Annotated in this window: 28 protein-coding genes; 10 read left to right on the top strand and 18 right to left on the bottom strand. The window is 67.6% G+C overall.

Annotated features, from left to right (window positions below):
• Positions 1-52 precede the first annotated feature (52 nt).
• The 3 genes from H4N58_RS14255 to H4N58_RS14245 are packed head-to-tail and all read left to right on the top strand — an operon-like array spanning position 53 to position 1455.
• Positions 53-625 carry a TetR/AcrR family transcriptional regulator gene (locus H4N58_RS14255; protein WP_167250106.1) on the top strand — a complete coding sequence of 191 codons (573 nt, stop codon included), beginning with the start codon at positions 53-55 and terminating at the stop codon, positions 623-625.
• 45 nt (positions 626-670) lie between these two features.
• The gene (locus H4N58_RS14250) at positions 671-1171 is read left to right on the top strand and encodes a DUF4383 domain-containing protein (RefSeq protein ID WP_167250108.1); all 501 of its coding nucleotides are present in this window, start codon (positions 671-673) and stop codon (positions 1169-1171) included.
• Positions 1168-1455, top strand: coding sequence for a hypothetical protein (locus tag H4N58_RS14245; protein WP_167250110.1), 288 nt, complete (start codon positions 1168-1170; stop codon positions 1453-1455). Before H4N58_RS14250 ends, H4N58_RS14245 begins: the two co-directional genes overlap by 4 nt.
• Here H4N58_RS14245 and H4N58_RS14240 read toward each other — a convergent pair.
• The 6 genes from H4N58_RS14240 to H4N58_RS14215 all read right to left on the bottom strand — a co-directional run bounded on the left by H4N58_RS14240 (position 1429) and on the right by H4N58_RS14215 (position 8269).
• The gene (locus tag H4N58_RS14240; RefSeq protein ID WP_167250112.1) at positions 1429-2085 is read right to left on the bottom strand and encodes a GyrI-like domain-containing protein; all 657 of its coding nucleotides are present in this window, start codon (positions 2083-2085) and stop codon (positions 1429-1431) included. The genes H4N58_RS14245 and H4N58_RS14240 overlap by 27 nt on opposite strands.
• Positions 2086-2433: 348 nt before the next feature.
• Complete coding sequence (locus H4N58_RS14235) at positions 2434-3012, bottom strand: dihydrofolate reductase family protein (RefSeq protein ID WP_167004218.1); 579 nt, start codon at positions 3010-3012, stop codon at positions 2434-2436.
• A 413-nt stretch (positions 3013-3425) separates the two neighbouring features.
• Positions 3426-4142 (bottom strand): TIGR02206 family membrane protein, encoded by a 717-nt coding sequence (locus H4N58_RS14230; protein ID WP_167004215.1) that lies wholly within the window; start codon positions 4140-4142, stop codon positions 3426-3428.
• Positions 4143-4183: 41 nt separating this feature from the next.
• On the bottom strand, positions 4184-4660 hold the full coding sequence (locus H4N58_RS14225; protein ID WP_167250113.1) for a (2Fe-2S)-binding protein: 477 nt from the start codon (positions 4658-4660) through the stop codon (positions 4184-4186).
• Positions 4661-4697: 37 nt separating this feature from the next.
• Entirely contained in the window at positions 4698-6983 is a 2286-nt protein-coding gene (locus tag H4N58_RS14220) for a molybdopterin cofactor-binding domain-containing protein (RefSeq protein ID WP_167250115.1), read from the bottom strand.
• Between the two features lie 62 nt (positions 6984-7045).
• The gene (locus tag H4N58_RS14215; protein ID WP_167250117.1) at positions 7046-8269 is read right to left on the bottom strand and encodes an oxygenase MpaB family protein; all 1224 of its coding nucleotides are present in this window, start codon (positions 8267-8269) and stop codon (positions 7046-7048) included.
• Positions 8270-8442: 173 nt separating this feature from the next.
• Here H4N58_RS14215 and H4N58_RS14210 point away from each other — a divergent pair, with 173 nt between their 5' ends.
• Positions 8443-9078 carry a TetR/AcrR family transcriptional regulator gene (locus H4N58_RS14210; RefSeq protein ID WP_167250119.1) on the top strand — a complete coding sequence of 212 codons (636 nt, stop codon included), beginning with the start codon at positions 8443-8445 and terminating at the stop codon, positions 9076-9078.
• Here the strand turns inward: H4N58_RS14210 and H4N58_RS20825 are convergent.
• On the bottom strand, positions 9075-9626 hold the full coding sequence (locus H4N58_RS20825) for a sugar O-acetyltransferase (RefSeq protein WP_167250121.1): 552 nt from the start codon (positions 9624-9626) through the stop codon (positions 9075-9077). The two genes, H4N58_RS14210 and H4N58_RS20825, sit on opposite strands and share 4 nt — an antisense overlap.
• A 32-nt stretch (positions 9627-9658) precedes the next feature.
• Positions 9659-10234 carry a dihydrofolate reductase family protein gene (locus H4N58_RS14200; RefSeq protein ID WP_167004196.1) on the bottom strand — a complete coding sequence of 192 codons (576 nt, stop codon included), beginning with the start codon at positions 10232-10234 and terminating at the stop codon, positions 9659-9661.
• Positions 10235-10379: 145 nt separating this feature from the next.
• Here H4N58_RS14200 and H4N58_RS14195 point away from each other — a divergent pair, with 145 nt between their 5' ends.
• The gene (locus H4N58_RS14195; protein WP_167004193.1) at positions 10380-11060 is read left to right on the top strand and encodes a GAF and ANTAR domain-containing protein; all 681 of its coding nucleotides are present in this window, start codon (positions 10380-10382) and stop codon (positions 11058-11060) included.
• An 86-nt stretch (positions 11061-11146) separates the two neighbouring features.
• Positions 11147-11746, top strand: a complete 600-nt coding sequence (locus H4N58_RS14190) for a GNAT family N-acetyltransferase (protein WP_167004190.1) — start codon at positions 11147-11149, stop codon at positions 11744-11746.
• A 9-nt stretch (positions 11747-11755) separates the two neighbouring features.
• On the opposite strand, the gene corA is transcribed toward H4N58_RS14190, so the two are convergent.
• The 4 genes from corA to H4N58_RS14170 all read right to left on the bottom strand — a co-directional run bounded on the left by corA (position 11756) and on the right by H4N58_RS14170 (position 17650).
• Positions 11756-12772: a magnesium/cobalt transporter CorA gene (corA, locus tag H4N58_RS14185; RefSeq protein WP_167004187.1), complete on the bottom strand. Its 1017-nt coding sequence runs from the start codon at positions 12770-12772 to the stop codon at positions 11756-11758.
• A 101-nt stretch (positions 12773-12873) separates the two neighbouring features.
• Complete coding sequence (locus H4N58_RS14180; RefSeq protein ID WP_208322882.1) at positions 12874-16140, bottom strand: family 78 glycoside hydrolase catalytic domain; 3267 nt, start codon at positions 16138-16140, stop codon at positions 12874-12876.
• 120 nt (positions 16141-16260) lie between these two features.
• Positions 16261-16770 carry a GNAT family N-acetyltransferase gene (locus tag H4N58_RS14175; RefSeq protein ID WP_208322883.1) on the bottom strand — a complete coding sequence of 170 codons (510 nt, stop codon included), beginning with the start codon at positions 16768-16770 and terminating at the stop codon, positions 16261-16263.
• Between the two features lies 1 nt (position 16771).
• Complete coding sequence (locus H4N58_RS14170) at positions 16772-17650, bottom strand: LysR family transcriptional regulator (protein WP_167250123.1); 879 nt, start codon at positions 17648-17650, stop codon at positions 16772-16774.
• A gap of 75 nt (positions 17651-17725) precedes the next feature.
• Between H4N58_RS14170 and H4N58_RS14165 the strand changes: the two genes are divergently transcribed.
• The 3 genes from H4N58_RS14165 (at position 17726) to H4N58_RS14155 (ending at position 19420) form a co-directional block, all read left to right on the top strand.
• On the top strand, positions 17726-18349 hold the full coding sequence (locus H4N58_RS14165) for a dihydrofolate reductase family protein (protein WP_167250125.1): 624 nt from the start codon (positions 17726-17728) through the stop codon (positions 18347-18349).
• 2 nt (positions 18350-18351) lie between these two features.
• On the top strand, positions 18352-18984 hold the full coding sequence (locus H4N58_RS14160; RefSeq protein WP_167250127.1) for a dihydrofolate reductase family protein: 633 nt from the start codon (positions 18352-18354) through the stop codon (positions 18982-18984).
• A gap of 130 nt (positions 18985-19114) precedes the next feature.
• Positions 19115-19420, top strand: a complete 306-nt coding sequence (locus tag H4N58_RS14155; protein ID WP_167250129.1) for a hypothetical protein — start codon at positions 19115-19117, stop codon at positions 19418-19420.
• Positions 19421-19518: 98 nt separating this feature from the next.
• On the opposite strand, the gene H4N58_RS14150 is transcribed toward H4N58_RS14155, so the two are convergent.
• Together H4N58_RS14150 and H4N58_RS14145 are read right to left on the bottom strand one after the other, a co-directional pair.
• Positions 19519-21645: a KAP family NTPase gene (locus tag H4N58_RS14150; protein ID WP_167250131.1), complete on the bottom strand. Its 2127-nt coding sequence runs from the start codon at positions 21643-21645 to the stop codon at positions 19519-19521.
• Between the two features lie 127 nt (positions 21646-21772).
• Positions 21773-22363 carry a DUF4241 domain-containing protein gene (locus H4N58_RS14145; RefSeq protein WP_167250133.1) on the bottom strand — a complete coding sequence of 197 codons (591 nt, stop codon included), beginning with the start codon at positions 22361-22363 and terminating at the stop codon, positions 21773-21775.
• A gap of 362 nt (positions 22364-22725) precedes the next feature.
• Here H4N58_RS14145 and H4N58_RS14140 point away from each other — a divergent pair, with 362 nt between their 5' ends.
• A complete protein-coding gene (locus H4N58_RS14140; RefSeq protein WP_167250135.1) occupies positions 22726-22914 on the top strand; it encodes a hypothetical protein in 189 nt (62 codons plus the stop codon).
• 124 nt (positions 22915-23038) lie between these two features.
• Here the strand turns inward: H4N58_RS14140 and H4N58_RS14135 are convergent, their stop codons facing one another.
• From H4N58_RS14135 to H4N58_RS14120, 4 genes are all read right to left on the bottom strand, one after another.
• Positions 23039-23296, bottom strand: coding sequence for a hypothetical protein (locus tag H4N58_RS14135; RefSeq protein ID WP_167250137.1), 258 nt, complete (start codon positions 23294-23296; stop codon positions 23039-23041).
• Between the two features lie 134 nt (positions 23297-23430).
• Positions 23431-23712, bottom strand: coding sequence for a helix-turn-helix domain-containing protein (locus tag H4N58_RS14130; RefSeq protein WP_167250139.1), 282 nt, complete (start codon positions 23710-23712; stop codon positions 23431-23433).
• Positions 23709-24113, bottom strand: coding sequence for a VOC family protein (locus tag H4N58_RS14125; RefSeq protein ID WP_167250141.1), 405 nt, complete (start codon positions 24111-24113; stop codon positions 23709-23711). Before H4N58_RS14125 ends, H4N58_RS14130 begins: the two co-directional genes overlap by 4 nt.
• 308 nt (positions 24114-24421) lie before the next feature.
• Positions 24422-26080, bottom strand: coding sequence for a DUF6119 family protein (locus tag H4N58_RS14120; protein ID WP_255490660.1), 1659 nt, complete (start codon positions 26078-26080; stop codon positions 24422-24424).

Here is a 26080-nt window from a genome sequence, read left to right as displayed (position 1 = left end):
GAGACCTCCTGTACAGGCTACCGGACAATCTTGTCCGGAGTAGGATCCCAGCATGCCTTCCCCGCGCCGTCAGATCAACCGCGGCCCTGCTGCGGCCGGCGAGAACCGGGCGGCGATCCTGGCGGCGGCGCGGCGCGTCTTCGCCGAGCAGGGCTATCACGCTCCGCTGTACAAGATCGCCAAGGAGGCCGGGCTCGGCCAGGGTGTGCTCTACCGCCATTTCCCCAACCGTCTCGCCCTCGGCTTCGCGGTGTTCGAGGAGAACTTCGTCGAGCTGCGAGAGGTCTCGTCGCGCGACGACGCAGGCGCGCTCGAGGAGCTGTGGGCGCGGCTGCTGGACCTGACCATCACCGATGCCGCGTTCGTCGAGATGTTCGTGGACGCCCGTCGTGCCACCGCCGACTACGACGGCGCCGAGCGCTTGGTCGCTCTGCTCGAACCAGCCCTCGGCCGTGCACGCGCTGCGGGCCGCGTCGACCCCGAGCTGACGATGGCCGACCTTCTGCTCGCCCATCGCATGGTGTTCGGCGTCGTCGCCACCGCGGAGGACGAGGCCGCCGCGCGCGTCGCCGTGGCGGCGGCGACGGCGCTCATCCCGAGGCTGCCTCCTGCCCCTCGGGCGTGAGGACGCCGGGGACGGGTACCGGTCCGGAGACGAAGGGAGTCTCCCATGGACGACTCAGCAGCAGCCAGCCGCGGCCACGACAGCGATCTTGCCGCGAAGGAGAAGACCGTGCGCACCCTCACGATGGTCGTGGGAGCGGTCTTCCTCCTGGTCGGGATCCTCGGCTTCATCCCTGGCATCACGACGAACTACGACACGATGACCTTCGCCGGACACGAGAGCGATGCGAAGCTCCTCGGGATCTTCGAGGTCTCGATCCTGCACAACATCGTCCACCTCCTGTTCGGCGTCGTCGGGCTATGGGCGGCACGGGCCGCGAGGACCGCTGTGCCGTACCTGATCGGCGGCGGCGTGGTCTATCTCCTCCTGTGGCTCTACGGGCTGATCATCGACCACGACCACGCGGCGAACTTCATCCCGGTCAATGACGCGGACAACTGGCTCCACCTCGGCCTCGGCGTCGTGATGGTCGTGCTGGGGGTGATGGGCTCGCGCATGATCGCGCCGCGTCGAGCGTCGACGGGTCCACCGGGCCGTCGCCCGTGAGGGCGGGCAAGGACCGCGCCAGGGCGGGCCTGCTCGGTCGGGCCGCCCTGACGGGCGCCGGTCTGGAACCACGCGATGCACTGAGGGACAGGGCCACGCTCGGTGCGCTGCGCGGGGTGGTCGAGAACGCGACCGGCGTGGGTGCCCCGCCCTCGACCTGGGAGAGCACCGAGCGTCGGGCCGACTTCTTCCACAAGGCGGTCTACTCGACGGTCACCGGCTGGTTTTCGGACCGCTGGATCGCGCCCCGCCTGCAGTCACGTCGCGGGGTCGTCAGCCACTGACCACGCGAGGGACACCGGCTGCCTGAGGATCGTGCGCAGCTTGGCGGGGGCGACCCTGCGTGCGTCGCTGAGGTAGATCTCGTGGTGCTTGCCGGTCATCCGCAGGCCGTGGTCGGGGACGAACTCGTCATGCATCCGCGCCAGCACCTCGGCCTCGTCGTCGAAGGAGCCGACGTGCAGCGTCTGCACGCACCGTCCCTCGGACAGCGGTGCGAGGCGCAGCTCGTCGAGCCGGACCGGCCGGGCTTTGGCTGCGGTGCGGGCGACGGCCGCGTCGACCATGGACTGGTCGATCCAGTCCGGGGTCATGATCATCAAGGTCCAGTCCCACTGCGACTTGTCGCGCGTCGTGGTGAAGGCGTCCATGTCCTCGGCCCACCACAGGCCCTCCAGCGGCGGAACGACGTAGTCACGTCCGAGGTCCTTCTTGCTCGCGAACTTCACGGCGTACGCCACGGGATACAGCGCGGCGAGCGCGTCGGCGTACGCCGGTGAGGTGTTGGGATCGCCGTGTCCGTCGACCATCAGATATTGCATGTCGGGCACGTCCAGGAGTCTGAAAACGCCTCTCTTGGCCTGGTAGGCGTCAAGGCTCTTCTTGATGTCGGTCTTGTCGGTCGTGCGGATCATCGAGCACCTGGACTCGGCTGGCGAGCCACTGCCTTTCCGCCTCCAGGAGGCACGGAGAGTACCTCGACGGGTGAGCCGGGTACGGAGCGCCGCGCCGTACTGGCGCTCGTTGAGCAGCGGCAGGTTGGCCACGCCGAGAAGGAACGGGTGCGGCACCGTCCGGAGCTCGGTGAGGAACGCGAGGGCGTTGCGTGCCGCGCTCTCTCGGCCGAGGTCCGTCGTGTGGAAGACGCGCCGTGACTTCGCGCGGCCGGGGCGTCGCGCACGTGGACGAGGCCTCGTCCACGCACCTATTCTGGCACTGGAATAGCCCTGCTGGTCAAGCGCTTCGTTGATGCTCCACGCTGCTCAGCCGTGCAGGGTGGGCCGGTAGACGAGCTCTTGGATGCGGCCGTCAAGGGTCCGGCTCTCGAGCAGGTCGAGGTCGAAGTCGGCCGCTCCGGCGAAGATCGGGTCGGTTCCGGACTGCCCGGTGATCACAGGGAACACCGTCACTTCGACGCGGTCGACCAGGCCAGCGGCCATGAGGGCACGGTTCATCGACAGGCTTCCGTGCGAGCGCAACGGCACGTCGGACGCCTCCTTGAGCCGGGCGACGACGTCGACGGCATCACCAGCCGCAAGGGTAGCGTCCGGCCAGTCGAGCGGTCCTCGCAGGGTGGACGACACGACCGTCGTCGGCAAGCTCATCATCCGGGTGACCCAGGCGTCGTACACCGACTCCTCGGTGCCCGAACCCAGCAGCTGGACGAACGCCCGGTACGTATTGGCCCCGAAGACCATCCGCTGCTCCTCGTCGTACGAGGCGAGACGGTGGTCGAGCAGCTCGGGGCCTTGCTTGCCCCAGTAGCCGCCCCAGTCGCCGCCGCTGGCGGTGCCGAAACCGTCGAGGCTCGAGAAGACGTCGAAGGTGTAGGTGGCAGTCATCGTGCACTCCTCGGGACGGTTGATCAGGTCGTGGTGTCGACCTGCGGGCCGGGTCGAACTCATCGCTCCCATCGAACGGTCGCCGCGTTCGCGTGACATTCGTCATCCCCGGGCCGTGGAGGATCCACACGCCTTCATGACGGCCGGCACTCCTGCCCGCGCCCGTACGCCACGAGGCTGGAGGCATGAACCACGAACGGAGTGCGACCAGGCCCGCTGACCGGGCTCCCGTGATCGAGGTACGAGGGCTGCGGCGCGTCTACGGCGAAGGGGACACCGCGTTCGAGGCCGTCCGGTCGCTCGACCTCGACGTTCGACCTGCTGGAGGGGCTGGCAGAGCCGACTGCCGGAGAGGTCGCCGTCGCCGGATCCGGCCGCGGGTGGGGACGATGCAAGGGCCTTCGGAACGAGCGCTAAGCGGCGACGGTGGCCTTGGCCTCGCGGCGGGTCCACGGCCAGGTCAGCAGCGCCCAGACGGTGGCGACGATCACGATCTCGAGGACCACGTACAACGGCCACGGCCCGAGATAGTCGAGCAGCGAGGCCCGGCCAGGCTTCGCGTTGAGATAGCCGTAGTTGACCCCGGCGATCGCGTTGTAGATGAAGGCGAGCACTGCCCAGACGAGCGTGATCGCGACCGTGCGCCGATAGGTCGCCCACGTCGGCCAGACCCCGAGGCCCACCACGAGATAGACCGCCGCCCAGACGATGAGGAGGTGCATCGCCCAGAACATGAGGAAGCGCGGCTCGGGCCAGGCCGCGGCGAGGTCGGGGGTCAGCATCCCCTGGGTCGTGAGCGTGATGCCCCACAAGTAGGTGACGGTGGCGGTCAGGCGCGAGCGCGTCCAGAGCGCGTGCACGGCGAAGAGCCACGCGAGGTCGCAGAGCTGGAAGGGGAGCGAGGTACGGGGGTTCCACTCGTCCGGGAGGAACTGCATGATCTGCAGCGGGATGGTCACCGCGCAGATGCCCACTGCGAGCGCCCGGCTCACCCGCGTCTCGGTGGCCGTGCCCCGTACGTGCCACCCGACCCACACCACGGCGATGAGGCCAACCGCGAACACACCCAGCGCTGCGAGGTGCTGCGAGCCGAACGTCTCGAAACGGCCGTCTGCGGCCAGGCTCACCATGGGATCAGGCTAAGGCCGCCGGAGGTCGCGCAGTCCGACACTCACATGCGCGCTGCGCCGGTACGGATCGCCTCCCGGATGCGGGGGTAGGTACCGCAGCGACAGATGTTGCGGATGCTGTCGAGGTCGTCGTCGGTGACGCTGCGACCCTCGGCGGCGACACGGCGTACGAGGTCGACGGCGGCCATGATCTGGCCCGGCTGGCAGAAGCCGCACTGCGCGACGTCGTGCGCGAGCCACGCCTCCTGCATGGGGTGGAGCTCGGCGCCGATCGTGTCGGGGAGCCCCTCGATCGTCGTCACCTCGTCGGTCGGCGAGAGCGCGTCCACCGGGACAGCGCACGGGTTGAACGCTTTGCCGTTGAGGTGGCTCGTGCATGCCTTGCACACGTTGATCCCGCAGCCGTACTTCGGGCCAGTGACACCCAGGACGTCACGCAGGACCCACAGCAGTCGCACGCCGTCAGCGACGTCGACGCTGACCTGTCGGCCGTTGAGCACGAAGGTGTGCTGGGGCACGGTGGTTCTCCTTGGTCTCGTGGGGGAGTGCAGTGCGTCAGCGGACGAAGGTCAGTCCGTCGGTGGGCGACTGCGGGATCGGAGGAACGGTGGGCTTGGGGGTGAACGAGAGCGTCGAGTGGTTGATCGGGAACGACGTCGGCATGGTCCCTGTCGCTCTCCCATACGCGCAGGCGACGGCGGCGAATGACGCGGCGACGCCGAGCTCGCCCGCACCTCCGGGCTCGCCGGTGGTGGTCGGCATGATGACGATCTTGATCTCGGGGGGCGTGTTCCACTGCCGCGTATAGAAGTAGTTGTCCCAGCTGGCCTCGAGGAACGACCCGTCGCGGAGGTGGAGGCTGGAGGTCAGGGCGAGGGCGATTCCGTCCATCAGGCACCCCATCATCTGCGCCTCGAGGCCGCGCGGGTTCACCGCGAGGCCGGCGTCGACCGCGATCACGGCCTTGGTGACGCGAGGGCCGGCGACGGCGTCCCTGATCTGCCGTCCGACTGTCTCTGGGCGGCAGTCGAGCTCGACGAGCACGGCGCTGACCGAGCGGTACTCGTCGTGGAGCGCGATGCCCTGCGCCGTGCCGGCCGGCATCGTCCGTCCCCAGCTGCCGACCTGGGCGACCTTGTCGAGGACGGCGCGCGCTCGATCGGTCCGCAGCATCGACCGGCGGAACTGGAAGGGGTCCTTGCGCATCCGTGCCGCCAGCTGGTCCACGACGAGCTCGCGTGCGCACGTCACGTCGGGGGAGTAGACGTTGCGCATGCTGCCGGTGTTGAACCCGCGGTCGGTCTCGTTCAGGACCCGGCTGACGACCCCGAAGTCGTACGGCATCGTCTGCGAGAGCTGGAAGAACACCTGCGAGAACGCCGAATCGCCCACCGGCAGCCCCGCCACCGTCGCGGTGATGAGCTCGCCCAGGCCGTGGCCGAGGTCGGTGGCGACGCTGGTGTGGACCTGCTTGAAGCCGAGCACGGAGCTGCCGAGGTAGTTCGCGCGCACGCGTGAGGTCGCCATCGGGTGGGTGCGCCCTTGGCGGCTGTCGTCGGCGCGGTGCCACATCAGCTTCACCGGCTTGCCGATCTTCTGCGAGACCTCGGCGGCCTCGAGCGCGGCGTCGAAGAAGAGCTTGCGGCCGAACGAGCCGCCGCCCTCGGTGACGTGCACGGTGACGGCGCTGGCGGGGATCTTGAGCGTGAGCGCGAGGGTCTGCCGCGCGATGATCGGCGACTTGAGCGACGACCAGATCTCGGCCCGTCCACCGCGCACGTCGGCGATGGCACAGTTCGTCTCCAGTGCGCTGTTGCTGCGGAACGCGAACGTGAACCTGGTGTCGATCGTCGGCGTGAGGGGCGGCAGTCCCATCGGGAGCTCGGCCCGCCGCAGCTCGGCGAGCACGTCGTCGTCCGACTTGCCCTCAGCGGTGCCCCGACCCCACGAGACCTCCAACGCTCGCACCGCGTCGATGCACTGGCCGAACGTCTCGGCGCGTACGGCGACGCCGGTCGCGATCGGCACCACGTCGGTGACGCCGGGCATGGCGCGCACCGCGGCGAGGTTGGCGACCGACCGTACGGTGCCGTTGAGCGTCGGGGGCCGGCATACCATCGTCGGCAGTGCGCCGGGGACCTGCAGGTCCATCGCGAACTGCTTGCGTCCGGTCACGGCAGCCAGCGCGTCGACGCGCGTTCGGGGCGTGCCGATCACGGTGAAGTCGTCGCTGGGCTTGAGCGTGACCCGTACCGTCTCGACGCGGGAGCTGGCCGCCTTCGCCGCGAGCGCACCGATGTCGAGGGATGCGCCACCGGGAGCGGTGACGACGCCGTTCTTCAGTGTGAGGTCGGCTGCCGGACGGCCGAGCTCGGTCGCGGCCGCGGCGAGCAGGCGGAGCCGCGCGATCGCCGCGGCGACGCGGATCGGCGTGAACGTGGCGATCGTCGTGTTGGAGGCTCCGGTGAGCTGGTTGAAGAGGAGCTCCGGCCGGGCGTCGGCGAGCGTGACGCGGATCCGGTCGAGACCGACGTCCAGCTCCTCGGCGATGAGCATGGCCGTCGAGGTGGTGATGCCCTGGCCCACCTCGGCCCGGGGGAGGGAGAAGGCCACAGTGCCGTCGGGGCGTACCTCGACGGTGATGAGGTGCGACGTCGGCAGCGCCGCCACCGTCATCATGTCGTTGAGGTCGAGGAAGTCCGTCAGCTGCGGCAGGGCTGCGGCCTCGGCCTCACCGGGGAGGGCCAGGCGGGCGCCGGTGACGAGGGTCGCCGATGCCAGCACGTACCCGAGGAAACTCCGACGTCCGATGCCGTCGGGCTCGTTAATCTCGTCTGTCATGTCGGCGTGTTAGAACGGACTCTGGCGTCTGCTGAGGTCGCGCATGGCTCGGCTCCTCGCTCTCAGGACGGGTAGTTCGGGTTGTTCATCGTCGGGATGTCGATGTTGATCTGCTGCCCGGGCTCGAGGTAGAAGAGCGCGAACTTCCGGATCAGCTCCTCGAACACGAAGTAGATCGACGGCACCCCGAGCAGCGGGAGGCCGAGCTCGCGCAGCCGGACGAACGGGATCCAGGCGGCGGCGACGGTCGCGTCGAGGATCGGGTTGCGGTCGATCCCGAGCCAGTCGGTGACCTGGTCGCCGAGCATGTATCGGGTGACCGACTCGAACGCGGGCTTCGTGACCAGGGTGAAGTCGATGCGGTCTCCCAGGTTCGTCAGCATCTCCGCGAGCTTGACGCCCTCCGGGGTCGGACCGAGGAGCGGCACCAGGACCTGTTCACGCTGGGCCAGCGCCTCGTCCCAGGATGCGGGGATGTACTCGTCGAGGACGCCGAGCATCGACGCCGTCACCTGCCAGATGTGGAGGTATGCGTCAGCCTCGGCCTTGGGGATCCGGATGTTCCAGTCCATGAGCTTCTGCCAGACTGACGAGGCGAGGCTGTGCCACGTCACCATGATGTCGAACTGGCTGATTGGGATCTCTTCGTCGGCCGACGCCACCCAGTGCGGGGACTGGGGGAGTAGATGGCGAACGGCGGCGTGCGTGAGCCTGGTCTTCACACAGGTCACGACCATCTCGCCGTCCGGCCGGTACGCGTGGTAGTCGCCGATGTCGTACCCGAGCTTCGCGGTCTTGGCGATGCGGTCCGTCAGGTCGGCGCCGCCTTTGGAGTAGTAGACGGCGCGTGCCTCGCGCGGGATGGCGGCGCTCATCATGCCGCTGTTCATGCCGTACAGGACGCCCAGGTAGAGCCCGCGCTTCCGAGTGAACTGGTACGCGAGGTCGAGCTTGCGCTGGTCCGCCCACGCGGGAAGCGTGCGGGTCTGGTTGACGAGCGCCGCGACGTCGGAGGGGAGGCCGGAGGGGATGGTCTGGCCGTTCTTCGTCCACGAACGGAGCACGTCGTTCACGGCGGGGACACCGCCGCGCTCGAGGAGCGAGGCGAGCACGGGATCCGCCAGGTCGTCCCACACGTAGCGCGGGTCGCGACCGGTGCCCGTGCCGGCGATCGAGCCCGCCGAGGACCACGTCCACGCCTTGGCGGGGGCGGCGACCGTGAAGGCGCCGAGCGCACCGAGGGCTCCTCCCGCCCGTAAGAGGTTTCTCCTGCTGAGGTCTGCCATTTCGTGCTCCTCGTCGAGTCCTCGCGACAGCCAGGCGGAGGCTATCGGCAGTTTGCCAATAGTGACTTGCGTCATATTAATAGAGGAGGACGGGGATGGCTAGAGGGAACGAGGTCGATCGTCCGATCTGCACTCTTTGCCCGGTCGAGCGAGGTGTACGGCAAGATTCCGGCATGGGATCTACGCGTCGCCGACTCCCGCCGGACGTACGGCGCGAGCAGATCGTCAGCGCCGCCGGCCGCGTGTTCGCCGAGCGCCCGTACGACGACGTGTCGACGGGCGAGCTTGCCGGTGCATGCGGCGTGAGTAGAGGACTGCTCAACCACTACTTCCCGACCAAGCGCGACCTCTACGTCGCCGTCGTCGCGAAGCTGCTCCAGGCGCCGCGCCTCCCGACCCCCGCGTACGTGGAGGGGGCGCGGCCGGAGGAACGCATCGCGCAGAGCGTCCACGAGTGGGTCGGGATGGTGCTGCGCAGCCGTGAGACGTGGCTGTCGGCGTCGGCGTTGACGGGGGAGTCGCAGGACGAGCAGGTCCAGGCGCTGGTGAGCGAGTACACCGAGGCCATGGCCGACCAGATCTGCGAGATCGCCGGCCTGCACGTCGTACGAGAAGACCCGGTGGTGCGGGTCGCGCTGCACGGCTACTCGGCGTACGCGACGGTCGTCACGCGTCGCTGGTTGCGCGGGGCCGAGCTGACACGAGAGCAGCTCGAGCGGCTGCTGTGCGAGGCGCTGGTCGACCTCGTACGGAGGACCATCCCCGATCTGGTCGAAGGCGCGGGGCGACCGGGCGGCGGTCAGTCCTAGGACGGCTGGACGGCGTTCCTCTGGATCGCGCCGGCACCGGTGACGACGCTCAGCGGCGGGACATCCTTCGCGACGACGGTGCCCGCGCCGATGACCGATCCGTGGCCGATCGTCACGCCGGGTGCGACCGTCGCGCCGGCGCCGATCCAGACGTCGTCCTCGATGACGATGGGGGCGTGAGTCAGGTAGTCGAACCGCTCGGCGACCTCAACGGGATGCCCGGAGGTGCTGAGTGTGACGTTGGGGCCGATCAGGACGCGGTCGCCGATCGTGATGCCGCCGAAGTCCAGGAAGTAGCACCCCTGGTTGATGAAGACGCGCTCCCCGAACGTCGCGCCGAGGCCGTAGTCGCAGAAGAACGGCGGATAGATCGTGAGCGACTCCGGCAGGGGCTGGCCGAAGATCTCGCTCAGCAGAGCGATGCGTGCGTCGACGTCACCGTGCGGGAGGACGTTGAGCCGCGACGTGAGTTCCATGGCGACCTGGACGCGCTCGGCGAACGCGCGGGACTCGGGCGTACGAGTGGGCAGGCGGCGCTTCTCGAACATGCCCCCGATGCTGGCAGAGGGGAGTGACGGAATCAGCCGTGCACGGTCGGACGGTAGGTGAGCTCTTGGGTGTGGCCGTCGAACGTCCAGCTCTCGAGCAGCTCGAGGTCGAAGTCGGCCGATCCTGCGAAGATCGGGTCCGTCCCGGTCTGACCGCTGATCACCGGGAAGAGCGTCACCTGGACGCGGTCGACGAGACCGGCCGCCATCAGCGCGCGGTTCATCGACAGGCTGCCATGCGAGCGCAACGGCACGTCGGACTCCTCTTTGAGCCGCGCGACGACGTCGACGGCGTCGCCGCTCACGACGGCCGCGTTCGGCCAGTCGAGCGGTCCCTGGAGGGTCGTCGAGACCACCGTCGTCGGGAGGTTCACCATCCGGGCATTGATCGGGTCGAGCTCGTCGGTGCTCGCGCCCAGGAGCTCGACGAACTCCCGATAGGTGTGGGCGCCGAGGACCATCCGCTGCTCCGCCTCGTACTGCGCGAGGCGGTGGTCGAGGAACTCGGGGCCCTGCTTGCCCCAGTACCCGCCCCAGTCGCCGCCCCCTCCGTACGAGCCGAAGCCGTCGATGGTGGACACGACGTCGAAGGTGTAGGTCGCGGTCATGGTGCTCTCCTCGCAGTCGGCGGGTCCGTCTGAAGAGACTGACCGACCGGGCGGCGGAACCTCATCGCTGTCGCCGGAACGCAACCCGGGCGTAAAATCCTGACGGGTGCAGACGCGCGCCCCACGGCGTGAGCGGGGGTGTCAGATGACGGACGAGGTGCTCGATCATCACGAGCTCGCGGACCTGGTCGAAGACCTCCACGCCGCTGACTCCGCGGAGCAGACGGCCGAGCAGATCATCACGCGCTTGTGCGAGACCGTCGAGATGGATCGCGGCGGCGTGACGATGATCCGCGGCGGTGGCCGGCTCGACACCGTCTCTGCCACCGACGACCTCATCAAGAAGGCCGACGAGCTGCAGGTCGCGCTCGGCGAAGGACCGGCCCGCAGCGACGACTGGGACGAGACCCTCCGTTTGGGCGACCTGCGGCGAGAGCGGCGATGGCCGCGCTGGACGAAGGCGGTCACGGACCTCGGCGTCGCGAGCCTCCTCGGCGTGAGCCTCGCGCCGAGCTCCCGCCGGATCGGCGTGGTCACCCTCTACTCGGAGGACACGCGGTTCTTCGACGACGATGACGTGGCGTTCGCCCACATCTTCGCGCGTCACGCCGCAATCGCGTTGTTTCGTGCCGAGCGCGAGGAGAACCTCGAGATCGCGCTCGACGCGCGCAAGCTCATCGGGCAGGCCCAGGGCATCCTCATGGAGCGATACGGCCTGGACGAGCCGCGGGCCTTCGAGGTGCTGCGGCGCTACTCCCAGCAGCACAACCTCAAGCTGCGCGCGGTGGCGCGGATGCTCGTGGAGACCCGCACGCTGCCGTCCTGACCTGGCACGGCGCAAACCACCGCTGGAGTGCCGGCCGCGTGTGGATAGGGTCGCCCCGTACGGGTGGCGAGCGAAGCGGGCGGGGCATGGGCGAGACGACGGTCGTGGTCAAGCGGGGCGACGAGCTCGGCGAGGAATACCGGCGCCGTATCACCGAGGTGTACGTCCGCAGCTTCGCCGACGACTTCGTCGCGTTCTCGCGCGACACCGACACGCTGGCCGACGCGTTCGAGCACATGCTGCTGATCGAGCGGTTCTATGTCGCGCTCGTCGAGGGTGAGCCTGCGGGCATCGCCTCGTTCACCGAGGGCGACCAGACGCTCTTCGCGCCGCAGTGGTCGCAGATCCGTCGCCACCTCGGACTCGTACGGGGGCTGCTCGGCTATGTGGTGATCCAGCGCTGGTTCATGCGTCCGTTCGAGGGAGCACGGCCCGGACTGGCCGAGATCGGGTTCGTTGCCACCGAGCCGGCATACCAGGGGAGGGGTGTCGCGACCGCGCTGCTGCGTCACCTGCTGGCGCTGCCCGGTTATCGCGAGTTCGTGCTCGAGGACATCAAGGACACCAATGCGTCGGCGCTCGCCGTGTACGCCAAGCTCGGCTTCACGGTCTACAAGCGTAAGAAGGTGCGCTTCGCCCGACGCGTCGGCTTCACTGAGCTGGTGTCGATGAAGCTCGAGCGCTGAGGGCCGTCGCTAGAGCCAGCCGCGCCGTTTGAACACGACGTAGAGCGTCACGCAGACGGCGGCCATGAGCACGATCGCGAACGGATAGCCGAACGCCCATCCGAGCTCCGGCATCCGCTCGAAGTTCATCCCGTAGATCGTGCCGACCAGCGTGGGCGCGAAGAGGATCGCCGCCCACGACGAGATGCGCTTGAGCTCCTCGTTCTGGCGGAAGCTGGCCTCGGTGAGGCGCTGCATCTCCTCGTTCTGTCGTTGGCCGACGAGGGTGGCGTTGACGGCGAGGATGTTCTGGAGGAGAACCCGGAACCCTTCGATCCGCTCGACGATCCGGATCACGTGGTCCTCGACGTCGCGCAGGTTGCGGCGGAGCTCCTCGTCGACGGCGTACTTCTCGAAGCCGCTGCGGAGCGCGTCGAGCATGCCGAGGAGGGGACGGGCCGCGCGCTGGAACTCGATGACCTCGCGCGACAGTTCGTAGATGCGCCGCGAGACGGTCGGATCACCGGCGAACACCTGGTACTCGATCTCGTCGATGTCGTTCTCGAGGCCGGCGACCACCGGACCGTACTCGTCGACGACCTCGTCGAAGATCGCGTACAGGACGGCTTCGGGGCCGAGGCAGAGCAGGTCGGGGGAGGACTCGAGACGGCGCCGGACGTGTCCGAGGTTGGGCGACTCCGCGTGCCGGACGGTGACGACGAAGTCGGGGCCGGTGAAGACGTGGACCTCGCCGAACTCGACGCGCTCCTCGGCATCGAGATAGCGCGCCGGCCGCAGGACCGTGAAGAGGACGTCGCCGTAGCGCTCGAGCTTCGGGCGCTGGTGCGCCCGGATCGTGTCCTCCACCGCGAGCTCGTGGATCGAGAACTCCTCGGCGACGGACTCGATCTCGTCGCGGGTCGGACGGTAGAGGCCGATCCAGCCCATCCCGTGCTCGTCACGCAGCAGCTCGTACGTGTCCTCGAGGGTCGGCGGCTCGACCTTGCGCGTGCCCTCGACGTACACGGCGTTGTCCACGATCCCCATCGGCTGCCTCCTCTCGCGACCACGATGACCGTACCTGTTGGCGGGCGTGCGAGCCCGCCCGCCCGGTCCGTCAAGATCGTGTCAGGGCTTGCGCGCGGGTGTCACCGGGGGTCGTCCGGCGCCTTCGCGCGGAACTCGTAGTCCCCCGAGCCGACCTCGTACACGACGTAGCCGTCGCGGACTCCCGCGTACGAGGCTCCGCGCGGCGCGGTGACATCACTTCGCCGACGGGCCGGGACGTGGATCTCGGCAGTGGCGCCGACCGGGACCGTCGCGCGGAGTGTGAGCTGGTGGCGGGAGCGCTGCCAGCTCGACGTCACCTGGCCGAGCGGCGAGTCGACCGTCGCAGACGCGTGGTCGAGGTCGCCGACGGGGGAGGGCTGGATCTTGACCTTCGAGAACCCGGGCGCGGCCGGCGTGATGCCCGCGACCTGCTGATAGAGCCAGTCGTCGACGGTGCCGAAGAAGGCGTGGTTCTGCGAGCGTGAGTGCGCCGGCCACTCCTCCCACATCGTCGTCGCGCCCAGCTCCTCGAACCAGTAGCCCCACCCGGGATATGTGGGGTTCGTGGCGACGTCGTACGCGAGCTCACCGTGACCGCTGTCGGTGAGGACCGGAAGCAGGTCCTTGGTGCCGATCGCGCCGGTGCTGAGGTGGTTGCCGCGCACCTCGACGTCCTTGACGAGGTTCGCCAGCACCGTCTCGCGGTGCTCCTCGGGGACGATGCCGAACGCCAGCGGGAGCACGTTGGCGGTCTGTCGGTAGTCGGCGGACGGGTTGTCGGCGTACGTGCCGCGCTCCTCGTCGTAGAACGTGTCGTTGAAGGCGTCGGCGACCTGGCCGGCGAACGTCTCGAAGTGCGCCGCGTCAGCCTTCTTGCCCAGCACGGTGGCGATCTTCGCCATGAGGGTCGCGGTCCTGTGAAGGTAGGCGGTCGCCGGCAGTCGCGTACCCGCTCCCGCGCCCGGGGTCGGGTCGAGCCAGTCGCCGAAGCTGAACCCGGTGTAGACGTTGCCGGTCGCGCCGATCGTCGCCTCGTAGTGGTCCAGCCACTTCTTCATTCCTGCGTAGTTGTCCTCCAGTGCACGGGTGTTGCCGTAGTACCAGTACAGGTTCCATGTCATCAACACGTAGCTCGACGACCAGAGCGGGTCCACGAACTGCTCCTTCGACCCCGCCGATCCGGGCACCGTGGCGCCGAAGGTGCCGTCGGGCAACTGGTCGTCGCGATGCGTGCGCACCCAGCTCTCGTAGAAGCTCTGCATGTCGAAGCCGGCGATGGCGGAGTCGGCGGTGAGGTACGCGTCCGCGGTGTAGGCACGCTTCTCGTACATGGGCGTGTCCGTGGGGATCGAGTGCAGGTTGTTCAGGATCGTGTTCGCCTGCGCCTCGTGGTAGCGGTTCAAGAGGTCGTCCGAGCTTCCGAAACCACCGGTGCGCTCGACCGCGGTGTGCACACGCATCCCGTCCACGCCGCGGATCGTCACGCCCTCGGGTGCGGTGACCTGGACGTACCGGAAGCCTGCATAGCTGTAGCTCGGCTGGTACGACTCCGGCCCGCCGCCCTTGAGCGTGTAGCGGTAGGTCTGCCCGTCGAAGAACCCGAGGTTGCTGTCGACGGTGCCGTCCGCCTTGAGCTTCTCGCCGTAGCTGACCGTGACGGTGGCGCCGGCGGGCCCGTCCACCGTGAGCTTCGCCCAGCCGGCCGTGGGACTCGCGAAGTCGTACACGGTGGTCCCGGTTCGCGGCACGCTCGTCGCGGTGTGCTCGAGCTGGTCGGTGACCTCGATGGCGGGGAACTGCTGTGAGCGGAGCGCGACGTCCTTGCCGGGGCTGGCTACGGCGACCGCTGACCGCCACGAGGAGTCGTCGAACCCCGGCGCGTTCCATCCCGGCTGCTCGAGCCGGGCGTCGTAGCTCTCACCCATCCAGACCGAGTCGGACGTCGTGGGACCCTCGGCCGTGCTCCAGGTGCGATCGCTCACGACCTGCTGCGTCGTCCCGTCGACGTACGCGATGTCGAGCTCGAGCTTGAGCTTCGTGTCGTCGTGCCACGGCTCACCCGCCCAGTCGTCCGGGAAGGTCTGGCCGAAGTAGCCGCGTCCCAGACTCACTCCGAGGACGTTCTCCCCGGACCGCAGCGCCTTCGTCACGTCGTACGTGGCGTACAGGGTCGTCTTGTCGTAGACGGTGAAGCCGGGGTCGAGCTCGTGATCGCCGACGCGCTGGCCGTTCAGGAAGAGCTTGTAGTAGCCCAGCCCAGTGACGTAGGCGCGGGCCGAGGCGATCTTCTTGGCCTTCTTGCCTGACGTGGCGACGTCGAAGTCCTTGCGTACGAGAGCCTCCGGCGGCGAGGGGACGTTGACGTTCTTTCCCCACGGACCACCCCCGTACGGGGCGCCGACGACCGCGGCGGACCAGCCGGAGTCATCGAAGCCCGGCTGCTCCCATCCGGGGGTCGTCGCTCCGCTCGCACGCCAGGAGTCGTCGGTGACGGCGTCGATCACTGTGCCGTCGGCCAGCTCGATCCGCAGCTTGCCGAGCAGCCCGGCGAAGCCCTGGGCACTGTTGGTCACGCGGACGGCGAGGACGTTCTTCCCGGTGTGAAGGTCGCTGGCCAGATCAGTGACCCGCACGGTCCGCCACGCCTCGCCCTGCGTCGGCGAGCTGAGCGCCTCGGAGCCGTTGACGAAGAGGGCGAAGTAGTCGTCGGCGGTCACCTGCAGCTGTGCGGAGACGATGTCTGCTCCGGCAGGAATCTCGACCTCGGTACGGAAGAAGTGGTCGCCGGCTCTCGCGTTCCCGCTTGCTCCGGCGCCGTCGCCCCAGATCCAGCCGGACCCGTCGAGCGATGCCTCGGGCCGTCGGTTCGGCGAGCCGATCCACTCGCCGGCGAACTCCGCGTCGTCGACGAAGGCGGTCTCGAACGTCGCCCGCTTGCTCCACCCGGAGACACGGCCGTTCTCGTCCCAGACACGCACCTGCCACGTGTAGCGCGTCCGCGACTCCAGGGCGCGGCCTGCGTACGCGACGTCGTACGACCGCGTCGAGTGCACCTTGCCGCTGTCCCACACGGGACGGCGGCCGTCGCGCTCGCGTGACACGACGACCTGGTACGCGGACTGGCGGGCGCCGCGGTCCGGCGAGCTCAGGATCCAGCTCAGCCGCGGGTGCGTGACGTCGATGCCGAGGGGGTCGACGGCGTGCTCTGTGGTCAGGCGCTCGACCTGCATGCCGCGGGGGTGTGCGCCGTGCGGGACACCGGCGGCCGGGGCCGGGGGAGCTGCTGTCGCCTGCATGACACCGAGGGACAGCGTGAACGCCGTCAACACGGCGATCGCGATTCCTGGAGCTCGTCTCTTCGTCACGTCGCCACACCCTTCGTGCCAGGAGTTCCGCCTCGGATGAAACGGTTCAATCCCTCGCCACACACTCGGGGTCGGCACGCGTGCGGTCAACGACTATGACCGGATCCGGCCACGAGCGGGTTAATGCTTGGGCTTCGCGCTGCGGACCATGCGGATCTCCCGCACGCCGTCATCGACCTGGCTGGCCCCGTCGGCCACAAAGCCGTGCTTGCGGTAGAACGCCTGGGCGCGAGGGTTCGGGTCGGCGACCCACAGCGCCACCGGCTCGTCGGGGTCGACGACGGCGTCGAGAAGCGCCGAGCCCGCGCCGGTGCCGTGGTCGGCTGCGTGAACATAAAGCACATACAGCTGTCGTGTCCACGGCGTCTCGTCGTCCAGCGGCGGTCCTGACATGGCGACGCCGACCAGCTCGCCGTCGCGCTCGGCGACAGCCACGCGGTTCTCGCGAAAGCGCGGGTCGGTGAGGGCGGACGTCCAGAACCGCTCGCGCGTGGCCTCGAGGCCGGGGTCGTCGAGCACGTCGTCGGCCATGAGGCCCCGGTATGTCTCCCGCCAGGACCGTACGTTCACGCGCGCCATCAGCGCGGCGTCCTCCGCCCGCGCCGGGCGCACGGTCGGCGGCGAGCTCATGTCAGAGCGCTGTCGCCTGTGCCGCTGCGTCGGTGAGTGCGGCCAGGACGGCGGTGACGGCGGGCGGATCGGGCGGGTCGCCGTACGTGGCGGCGTACACCTCGCGCTGCGACCCGACGAGCTCGGCGGTGTGGATGTCGGGCCGTCGGTGGGCTTGGAGTGCGAGGCCGGGCAGCGTGGTGACACCGGCGCCGGCGGCGACGAGGGCCTGGACGACGACGATGTCGTCGCTGTACGAGGCGATGCGAGGGCTGAAGCCATGCCGTCGGCACACCGCACTCAGCTCCTCCTGACACCGGTCGCAGCCGCCGATCCATCCGGAGTCGTGGTGGTTCGCGAGGCTGTCGTCGGCCTGCCCGCTGATGAGGTAGATCGGGTCGTCGGCGAGATGGACGAGGCGGGCTCCCTCCGCGAGGGGCGGAGCGCCTGCGTGACGGAAGACGAGAGCGACGTCGACCTCGCCGTGCCGCAGCATCTCCAGGGCCTCGACGGGATGCCGATCGAACAGGCTCAGCTCGAGTCCGGGGTGGTTCTCGGCCAAGGACATCGCCGCGCGCGGCACGATCGTGCTCAGCGTGGAGGCATTGGCGGCCAGTCGTACGCGCCCCGCCTGCAACCCGACGTGGGCGGCCAGCTCGTTGGTCGCGGCATCGACCCGGCCGAGGATCTCGGCGGCGCGCGCGGCGAGGAGCTGCCCTTCGGGAGTCAGCCGGATGCCGCGACCGACGCGCTGGACGAGCTTGACGCCGGTAGCTGACTCGAGGCGGGACAGGTGGTGGCTCACCGACGGCTGGGAGTAGTGCAGCTCGCGGGCGGCCTCCGTCACCGAGCCGCAGCGCGCGACCGCGGCCAGCACCTTGAGATGGACGATGTTGAGCATCGATCAACGATGTTAATGCGATTTGGGCGTGATTGGCATTAGACGTCATGGCAGTGCCGCGCGATGCTGAAGTGCATGACTCCACCGACGGGCAAGGTGATCGGCAACATCACGATCTCGGCCGACGGGTATGCGGCTGGGCTGAACCAGACCGAGGAGCGCCCGTTCGGCGACGACGGTGGCGACGGATCCGGCGGCGAGCTGCACGCCTGGATGTTCGACGACCCCGAGGCGAACCAGGCCGAGGTCGACGAGCTGGCCGCGTACTCGGCGGTGATCATGGGCCGCAACATGTTCGGACCCGTACGGGGTGAGTGGGACCGGCCTTGGAACGGGTGGTGGGGCGACGACCCGGTCTTCCACGCCCCGGTCTTCGTTCTTACCCACCACGCGCGGGAGCCGCAGCCGATGGAGGGCGGCACGACGTACCACTTCGTCACCTCGGGGATCGAGTCCGCGCTCGCGCAGGCGCGCGATGCGGCCGGCGGTGGTGACGTGTCGATCCTGGGTGGCGCGGACACGATCAACCAGTACCTCGCCGCCGGCCTGATCGACGAGCTGCGGCTGCACGTCGTCCCGCTCACGCTCGGCGCGGGCGCGCGGCTGTTCGAGGGCGTGCCGCCGCTGGCGCTCGAGCAGGTGAAGTCGCGGGCGTCGAAGTCGGTGACCCATCTGACCTACGTTCCGGTGAAGGAGTAGCCATGTCTCACGTACGCGTCCACAACTTCGCGATCTCGCTCGACGGCTTCGGCACGGGGGAGGGCCAGAGCGCCGATGCGCACTTCGGTCACGCGGGGGACCGGCTCCACCGGTGGATGTTCGCCACCCGATGGTGGGACCCGGCAGGCTCGAGTGGTGTCGACGACGCCTTCACCCAGCAGCACGAGCCGGGGATCGGCGCCGAGATCATGGGCGCCGGCAAGTGGGGCCATCCCGGATGGCAGGAGGACCCGGACTGGAAGGGCGCGTGGGGTCCGAACCCGCCGTTCCACACACCGGTGTTCGTGCTGACGCACCACCCAAGGCCGTCGATCGAGATGGAGGGCGGTACGACCTTCCACTTCCTCGACGCCTCACCTGCCGAAGCGCTCAAGGCGGCGAAGGAAGCTGCGGAAGGCAAGGACGTACGCATCGGCGGTGGCCCTACCGTGATCCGCGACTTCCTGGCCGCTGGACTCATCGACCACATGCACACGGTGGTGGTCCCGATCCTGCTCGGACGGGGCGTGCGGCTGTGGGACGGGCTGGAGGGGCTCGAGGAGGACTACCGGATCGAGGCCACCTCCTCACCCAGCGGCGTCACGCATGTGACGTTCGACCGCGTGGCGGGTTAAGGGGCCGACGCCACGCGTGCGCGTCGCCGCGGACTCAGTGGGGGCAGAGACGTTCGCGGCGCAAGGACGCAACTGGTTGACCGTGCGGATAGCGGCATGAGCTGTCACGGAGCTGGCCTAGCCTGCTGCCATGCCATGGATCGATTCCTTCAAGTTCGACGACGACTTCCAGGACTTTCGGAACGATCCCGAAGGCGAGGACTTCTGGGCGGATCGGATCACGGCCGAGGTTTCGTCAGGCCACCCGCTTCACGGACGCGAGTGGACCCCGGTCGCCAAGTACCACCCGAAGGACGAGGTCGTCGTTCGCCACGGCAAGGACGTGGCCCTGGTGCACCTGATGTTCACACGGGCTTCGTCAGAGCATCCACCGTGGCCATCCACGACATTCTTTTCGTCGGCCGACGAGTTCAGGGCGCACTTCGAGTACCGATGACCGTGCCTTCTGACGAGCCCGCTGGCGGCGGAAGGACGCACCTCAGAAACGAGCCGAGGCGCCCGCATTGGATGATCCCGGCCGCTATTCCAGCGCTCCTATTTCGATGTCTGGGCGCCAGGGTCAGCAGCTGTGTCGGTTTTCGGCGCGGCCGGTGGTGCTGGAACTGGGGGTTGCTTCGCCCGGCCGGCCGCGTACGCCCGCCGGTTCGCCCAGCTCAGGTCGTGCTCGTCAACTTCTACTTTCGATGACTGGTACCACGGGTCGGTGGTTGGTGGAACCAGCGCGTTGAAGGCCTCCTGGTCGAAGTCACCCAGTTCGTTCGGGGTCCCGACCCCGTGCAGGGTCGGGACTACCCGGGCAGCGACGTCCGCGAGGGTAAACGCGCCGGAAGCGAGGCCTGCGGCGACTTTGTCCGCCAGCGGCCCGATCTCGCCAGCACTCAACAGGAAGTAGATGAGGAAGCCTGGCTTGGTGTCCTCTGGGGCGTCGTCCTTAGCCCTGAGGTGGACGATCATCTCCTTGGTTGCCTGCACGCTCAACTCTGCGATGACCTGATCGAGACAGTCAGGATAGGGACCGGCACCGCTGGAGGCGTGGTGGACGACCTCGATCTTCCTCCACAGCTGGGGAGTGGCGTTCAGAGCGTCAAGGAGTGCACGGCCCGTGACATCGTCGGTGAGTTGGGCGACTACCTTGCTCGCCCATCTCCTCACCCAATCGCGCGGGCTCATGAAGAAGGTCGCGTTGTCGTGGACGTTGTCGAGGACCGCGACCAGCAGTTTCACAAGCCGGAGCCGTAGCACATCACCGCCACCGTCCTTAGGCTGCTCGTCGGTGAACCGCCGGCCCTTGTCGACAACGAGGACGACCCGCTCCGAGCTTGCTTGACTGAGTAGCGCTGTTAGTGCCGTCGGCTGCCCTTGCCCGACGTCGGCGATCGCCTTCGCCACCTCGACATCGGAGACATCGTGAGAAGGGATCCCCATCGCGAAGTACCGGTCGAAGTACTGGGCGTCACTGATGCGACGCTCCGAGGTGCTATAGCTCAGGCCGTCGGACCGTAGCTTCGGGAACAACTCGGTCAGCAGCACCCGGGCATCGGACTGCGAGTGCCTCGGCAGCGCCGCGACCAATGGTTCGAGATCGAACGGCTCGTAGTCGCGCCCGGCGGCGGCGCTTCGCTTGATCTCGCCGGTGTGCCCCGAAATCAGCTGATCGCGCCAACGGGGTAGCTGTTGGTACAGGGTCGGGAAAGCGGTCCGAAGCAGCGTGAGAACGATGACGTCCTCGTCGTCGATCTCCTCCGGCCCGACCAGGGGCAGGTGGTGACGCAACTGGGCAAGGTACCGATCGATAGCCCGAGGGGTCCCGAGCTGAGACCGATACACGTCGACGAGGCCCCCCAGGCGTTCGCTGGTTGGTTGCGGCCTTCCTGCGTCGGCCAGCGCAGCGTCGAGACCCGCATCGAGCCTGGCTAGCAGCTGCGTGGACAGCAGCGGGGGCACCGCGAGCGGGTACTGGACGATCTTCTCCATGAAGCGGGCCGCGGCGCCGCCATCCGCTCCGACGAGGTTCGCCTCGGAGAGCGCCTGGAACAAGGTGCTCTCGTCGTAGGCGAGCAAGTAGTGCACCCCGGGGAACCGGCCGAGGAGACGGACGACTTTGAGCAGCGCGAGCAGCTCCTCGGTCTGCAGCCGGTCGATGTCGTCGGCGATTAGCAGGACCGGTGTGTTCAACTTCTTCAGCTCGTTGGTCGCCGTCTTGAACGCTTTGTCCCAGGGAGGCTGCTTCTTGAGGGCTTCCCCGGCGGATCCGGCCGCCTTAGCGACTGCGCCGCCAGCCCATGGGATGGCGTTCGCCGCGGGCGCCGATACCTGCGCGAGCGTCCCGAGCGCGTTTCGGACCCGCTTGGTATGCCGGGGTGGAAGCGTCTGACTCAACGATGCGTAGAAGTCGGCGAGGAGGCCGGCCACATCCCCGGTCGCCCAAGGGGTGAACTGGGCGACCTGCCAGCTCGGCTGGGTGGCGCTGAGCTCTTCGGAGATCATCGCCAGCATTGAGCTCTTCCCGCTGCCCCAGGGGCCGGTAAGCCCGAAAACAATCGAGTCGTCCCACGAGTGGCTGTCCACGATCAGGCGGGCGGCATGGGCGGCGTAGTCAGCGCGGCCGAGCTCGTCCTCACTCTTGGCCGTGATCGGCGCGTCAGTCCAAGGCCTGGGCATATGGCAAGTCTCGGATCGGAAGTTCGGCTTCGGTCGACGGCACGCCGGACGAAGGCCGGCACTTGCGGCGGAAAGTCGCAGGTGCCGGCGAGCGGACAGAGACATATCTGGTCGATTGCGTAAGCGGTCAGCGCCCGATCAAACGGCGAAGTAGGGACTTCGGGCGCGCCTTCTGCGGAGCCTGATCTGCGTCTTCTGGAGCTGGCGGCGGTGCCGCATGAGGGTCGCCGCTCAGTAGGAAGTCAGTGACCGCAACGACAACGCGTCCCGATGTGTTGACGCCGAGCCATGTCGGGTAGACGCCATCGCCCCAACCGGAAGAGCAGACGGCGACAGGACCGGCTCCGTGTTCGGCTGCGACCAGGACCGCGCTTCGAGTCCCGATGCCATCGCTGAAGAGTGCGTTGGATACGGGGTCGTCGAGCATGCCGGCGTCCGCGCTCAGCACGCGTTGCGTCACTTTCATCGCTTCGGGACTGCCAAAGGACCCGGTACCCGCGTCAACTCCGTAGCCGAAGAAGCCCTCCTGCTCGAGGGTGGCAGGGTCCTGGCCAGCGACAGTCGCCATACGCCACCCGGAGATCGGCTCTGATCCGGCGACGTGGAGGACGAGGGCGGCGACGCCTTCGTGGTTCTCGTCGACGAGTGCCCGTGCCACAAGCACGTCTGCGGTATCCGCGGCGAGAGTCTGAACAAACGCTTCCGGCTCGGCGTCCATGACTATGGGTCGGCAGCGACCAGCTGACCGCCGGGAACGTCTAATCGCCCGACGACCTCAAGTTGCACGATGTATTGCGTCTCATCCTTGGCGTCGTGATCACGTAGCTGCCCAGATGTGATCGCTGCGTAGATCCAGCTGGCGCGCAACTTCCACCATGGATCAGAAGGCGCTGTGGCCACAGTCTGAGCTGGGAGTTCGATCACCCACGAACCTTAGCCGGGGTAGCACTCGTGGACATCCGATCCTGGAAGGGATTCGGTGGCTCCGGCCCCTGATCGATGCTAATCGACGCGACCACGCGGAATGCGGCATGACCGGTCGGTCCCGGTCCGAGGCCGTCGCCCCTTTATTGTCAGCCCATGGACTTCACCAGAGATGAGTTGGTCTGGATCAACAACGCTCTGAGCGAGGTCCTGACCGGAGGACCAGGCATTGAGGACTGGGAGTTCGACACTCGAATCGGCGGCGACCGGGACGAGGTGAGAGCCCTCCTAGGGCGGGTGCATGACGAGGTCTCTGCCCTCCGCCGGGCCGACCCGGAGTGGTAGTCCGAAGCGCACTCACATCGGGATGAGAGAGCGTCTCCGCGCGCATGGACCGCGGGGTTCGAGGTGGTCGCTTCGCGGCGGAGTGACGCGAGTCCGCGACGGCGCGGCAGATCCGGACGTTGCCTCACTCCAACGGAACGGGCAGTTCGTCCATAATCCGCCGCACCAGTTCGACCAGGTTGGTCGCTCCACCACCGGACAGACGCTCGAGGTCTCCGCGCGCTTGATCGAGTGCGTCGGCTGCTGACATCCCAGCGATCTCCTCGCCTGCACGCCATTTGGCTAATTCGGGATTGACGGTGAGGCAACGAGCGAGAACCGCGACTCCGGCTACCGCATCATTCAGTTGACCGACAACCTCGTCCCAATCGTCCTCCCGCATGTTCGCCAGCGTAGGGCACGCTCATCGGCATAACAGCGCGGTTCCGGAGCGCCCGTCACGCGGCGGAATAACGCGCAGCGTCGCGGCAGATCCGGGCGTTCCGGCACACTCCTTCCGGCTGGGTCGTCACTGGTCTAGCGTTGTCCGCGGCCCCATTCTCCGAGCGTATTGATCGCCTCACGGAGGGCGAGCCCGCGCTCGGTGAGCTTGTAGGCCCGGGTGTTGTGCTGCAGGGGTATGCGCGTCAGGACGCCGGCCGCTTCGAGCTCACGCAGGCGGGTGGCGAGCATGTTTGTCGGTACTCCTAGTTCGCGTTGAAGGTCGCCGTATCGTTGCGGCCCGTCGAGCAGCCTTTCAACGATGAGCAGTGCCCACCGTGCGCCGACGATCTCCAGGGCTGCGGCGAGGTCGCTCACGCGGTCGGGTCGGTCTCCGGCTTCATCCAGAACGGCGAGTAGTGGTAGCCGTCGGGGTCGTCGAATTGGCGCTGGTACATGAAGGGGTAGTCGTCGGTGTCGCCGATCCGCCCGCCAGCGGCACCGGCGCGCTCGACGAGCTCGTCGACCGCCTCCCGGCTTCCGAGGTCGAACGAGACGGTGACCTTCGAGGGGGTGCCAGGTCCGCCGATGAGCTCCTCGACGCCGCCGACGCTGGCGTACATCTCGTGGCTGCCGAGCATGACGTACTGCTCGGGCGCGATCGCGAAGCACGACACATTGTGGTCGGACATCTCTGTGTTCAAGGTCCAGCCGAGGGCCGTGTAGAAGACGGTCGCGCGCTCGACGCTGTCGACCGGACAGGTGATGAAGAGGCTCATGTGAAGGATACTTGCAAAATACAAGTAGTCCGTCAAGGCGCTTGCGCGTGGGGCGGCACGTCCCGCCCGGTTCGGGGACGATCCGTCTCGGCAGCGCAATGCTGCTACTCGGGTCGCGCCCCCGGAGGAATGAGCTGCTGACCCTCGCGGCAGGCTATTCAGCGAGCTCTAGTCAGGTTCGGACGTGTCCGCAACGCGGCGGTAAGACGCGAGTGGGCGAGTGGTCAGCATCAAGGGCGCTGCCGAAGCACGCGCCTTGCCGGGTCAGAGATTCGCGATTGCGTGCGTCAACTTGTCCCTGTCAGCGCCTAGTCAGCCGACGCCGGGACCCCGCGGTCATCATCATCAGGCGGCACATCGGACGCTTCGACGGGGACACGCACGAGCGACAGCTTGGTGAAGCCCATCCTGTTGAGGTCACGCGCGGTCTGCATCAACGTCAGACGACTGAAGAACGGGAGCCATTCGGTTCCCGCCGCCTTCGAATTCGCGATCACTGCGTAGGTCACGTTGAGCTTGTCGCGCTCGATGTCAGCCGTTCCCGGCGGGACGATATCCAGCCAGGGAGCGTCCTTGCCATCTCCAACGGCCTTGGTGATCGCGGCCCTCACCTGGTCGCGGAGGACTCCATCAACCATTGCCTCTGCCGAGACATGCCCTTGAGCGAAGAGGTGGCTCAAAGTAGACGAGCGCGACTTCCTCTTCACGTGCACCAGCGAGCCGTCCTTGCTCAGCAGGTCGCAGAACTCGATCTTCGTATGGGCGCCATCGGGCGCTACCAGCTTCGTGTCGAGGAGAGCAAGGTCGGCACACTCGGCAGCGGCGCGCTTGTTATACGCACCCTCCGTCTCTCCCGGCCATCCTGGCGGCAAGGAAACCGTTGCTGAAGGAATAGCCTGAACGGCCGCGTCGACCTGCTTGACGAGGGTGCCCGCGACCTCGAACCACCGGCCCTCAACGAGCGCGAAGAACTTTTCATCTATGCGCTGCTCGGAGACAAGGCAGTGATAGATGCTCCAGCGAGCCACGGGGTCGGCACTGCTGAGGAACTTGACCGAGACCTTGCGACTCTTCAATCTCTCGATGGTGATGTTCGCAGCGTCACAGGCCTTCTCCGCGAGGTAATCGTCTAGGTCGAGCTCGTCGAACGTTCGCTGCCTCTTGGTCGGCACGATGACAAAGTGTTCAATGTCCTCCCAGTCCAAGTTCTCGGGCATCGCCATGTGGGTCGTGGTCGTATCGGACAGCCGGAGTTGATCGAGAAGCTGACCGTCAAGTCTCGAAACCAGCAATGGGTCCTTCACCTCGGCGAGGTGGTCGACCCAACCGAACGTCGCCTGATACTTGGTTGCTTTGAAGTGCGCGTATAGATCTCGCAGCACATGGGGGAGGTCCTCCACTGCCTTGTCGACACCAAGGACCAAGGCGTCAGCTCCACTGAGCGACTTGTAGCCGCTTCCCGCCGGGGCAATGCCGGTGACCGCTCGAAGGATGTCTCGGATGATGTCAACACCGAAGGTCGGGAGCTCAGCCGTACGGCTCGTCTGCGTGTTGGTTGACACCACCATCTCGTCAAACTTCTTGGTGTCGAGGCTGCGGATCTGCCGCTCGTCGATCAGATTGAGTGCAACCTTGAGACCGAACCGGCGCTCGATCTTGGCTTGATCCAAAAGCGTGCGCCCGTATCCGAAGGTCAGAGCGAACGCGTTGCCGTCGACTTTGAGGAGCATCAGGCCTGACGACGACGCGGACTGGACACCTTGTACTCCGCCGTCAACAACCGGCTCGACGTACTTGGCCCAACTCGGGGTCCGTGGGAATGACTTCTTCGAGTAGAAGCGACCGGTTAAGCCGGACCCTTCCTTCAGTGCGCTGACGTCCAAGCCTTTGATGACATCCTCAGCGAGTGCGCTGTCGAGGGCACCCACGTCGCGAAGCAAGAAGATCGTTAGTCGTTGCACCGTCAT

This window comes from Mumia sp. ZJ1417 (assembly GCF_014127285.1).
Classification (GTDB): domain Bacteria; phylum Actinomycetota; class Actinomycetes; order Propionibacteriales; family Nocardioidaceae; genus Mumia.
The sequence above is the reverse complement of the archived record's forward strand: the minus strand, read 5'-3'. Positions and strand labels throughout refer to the sequence as shown.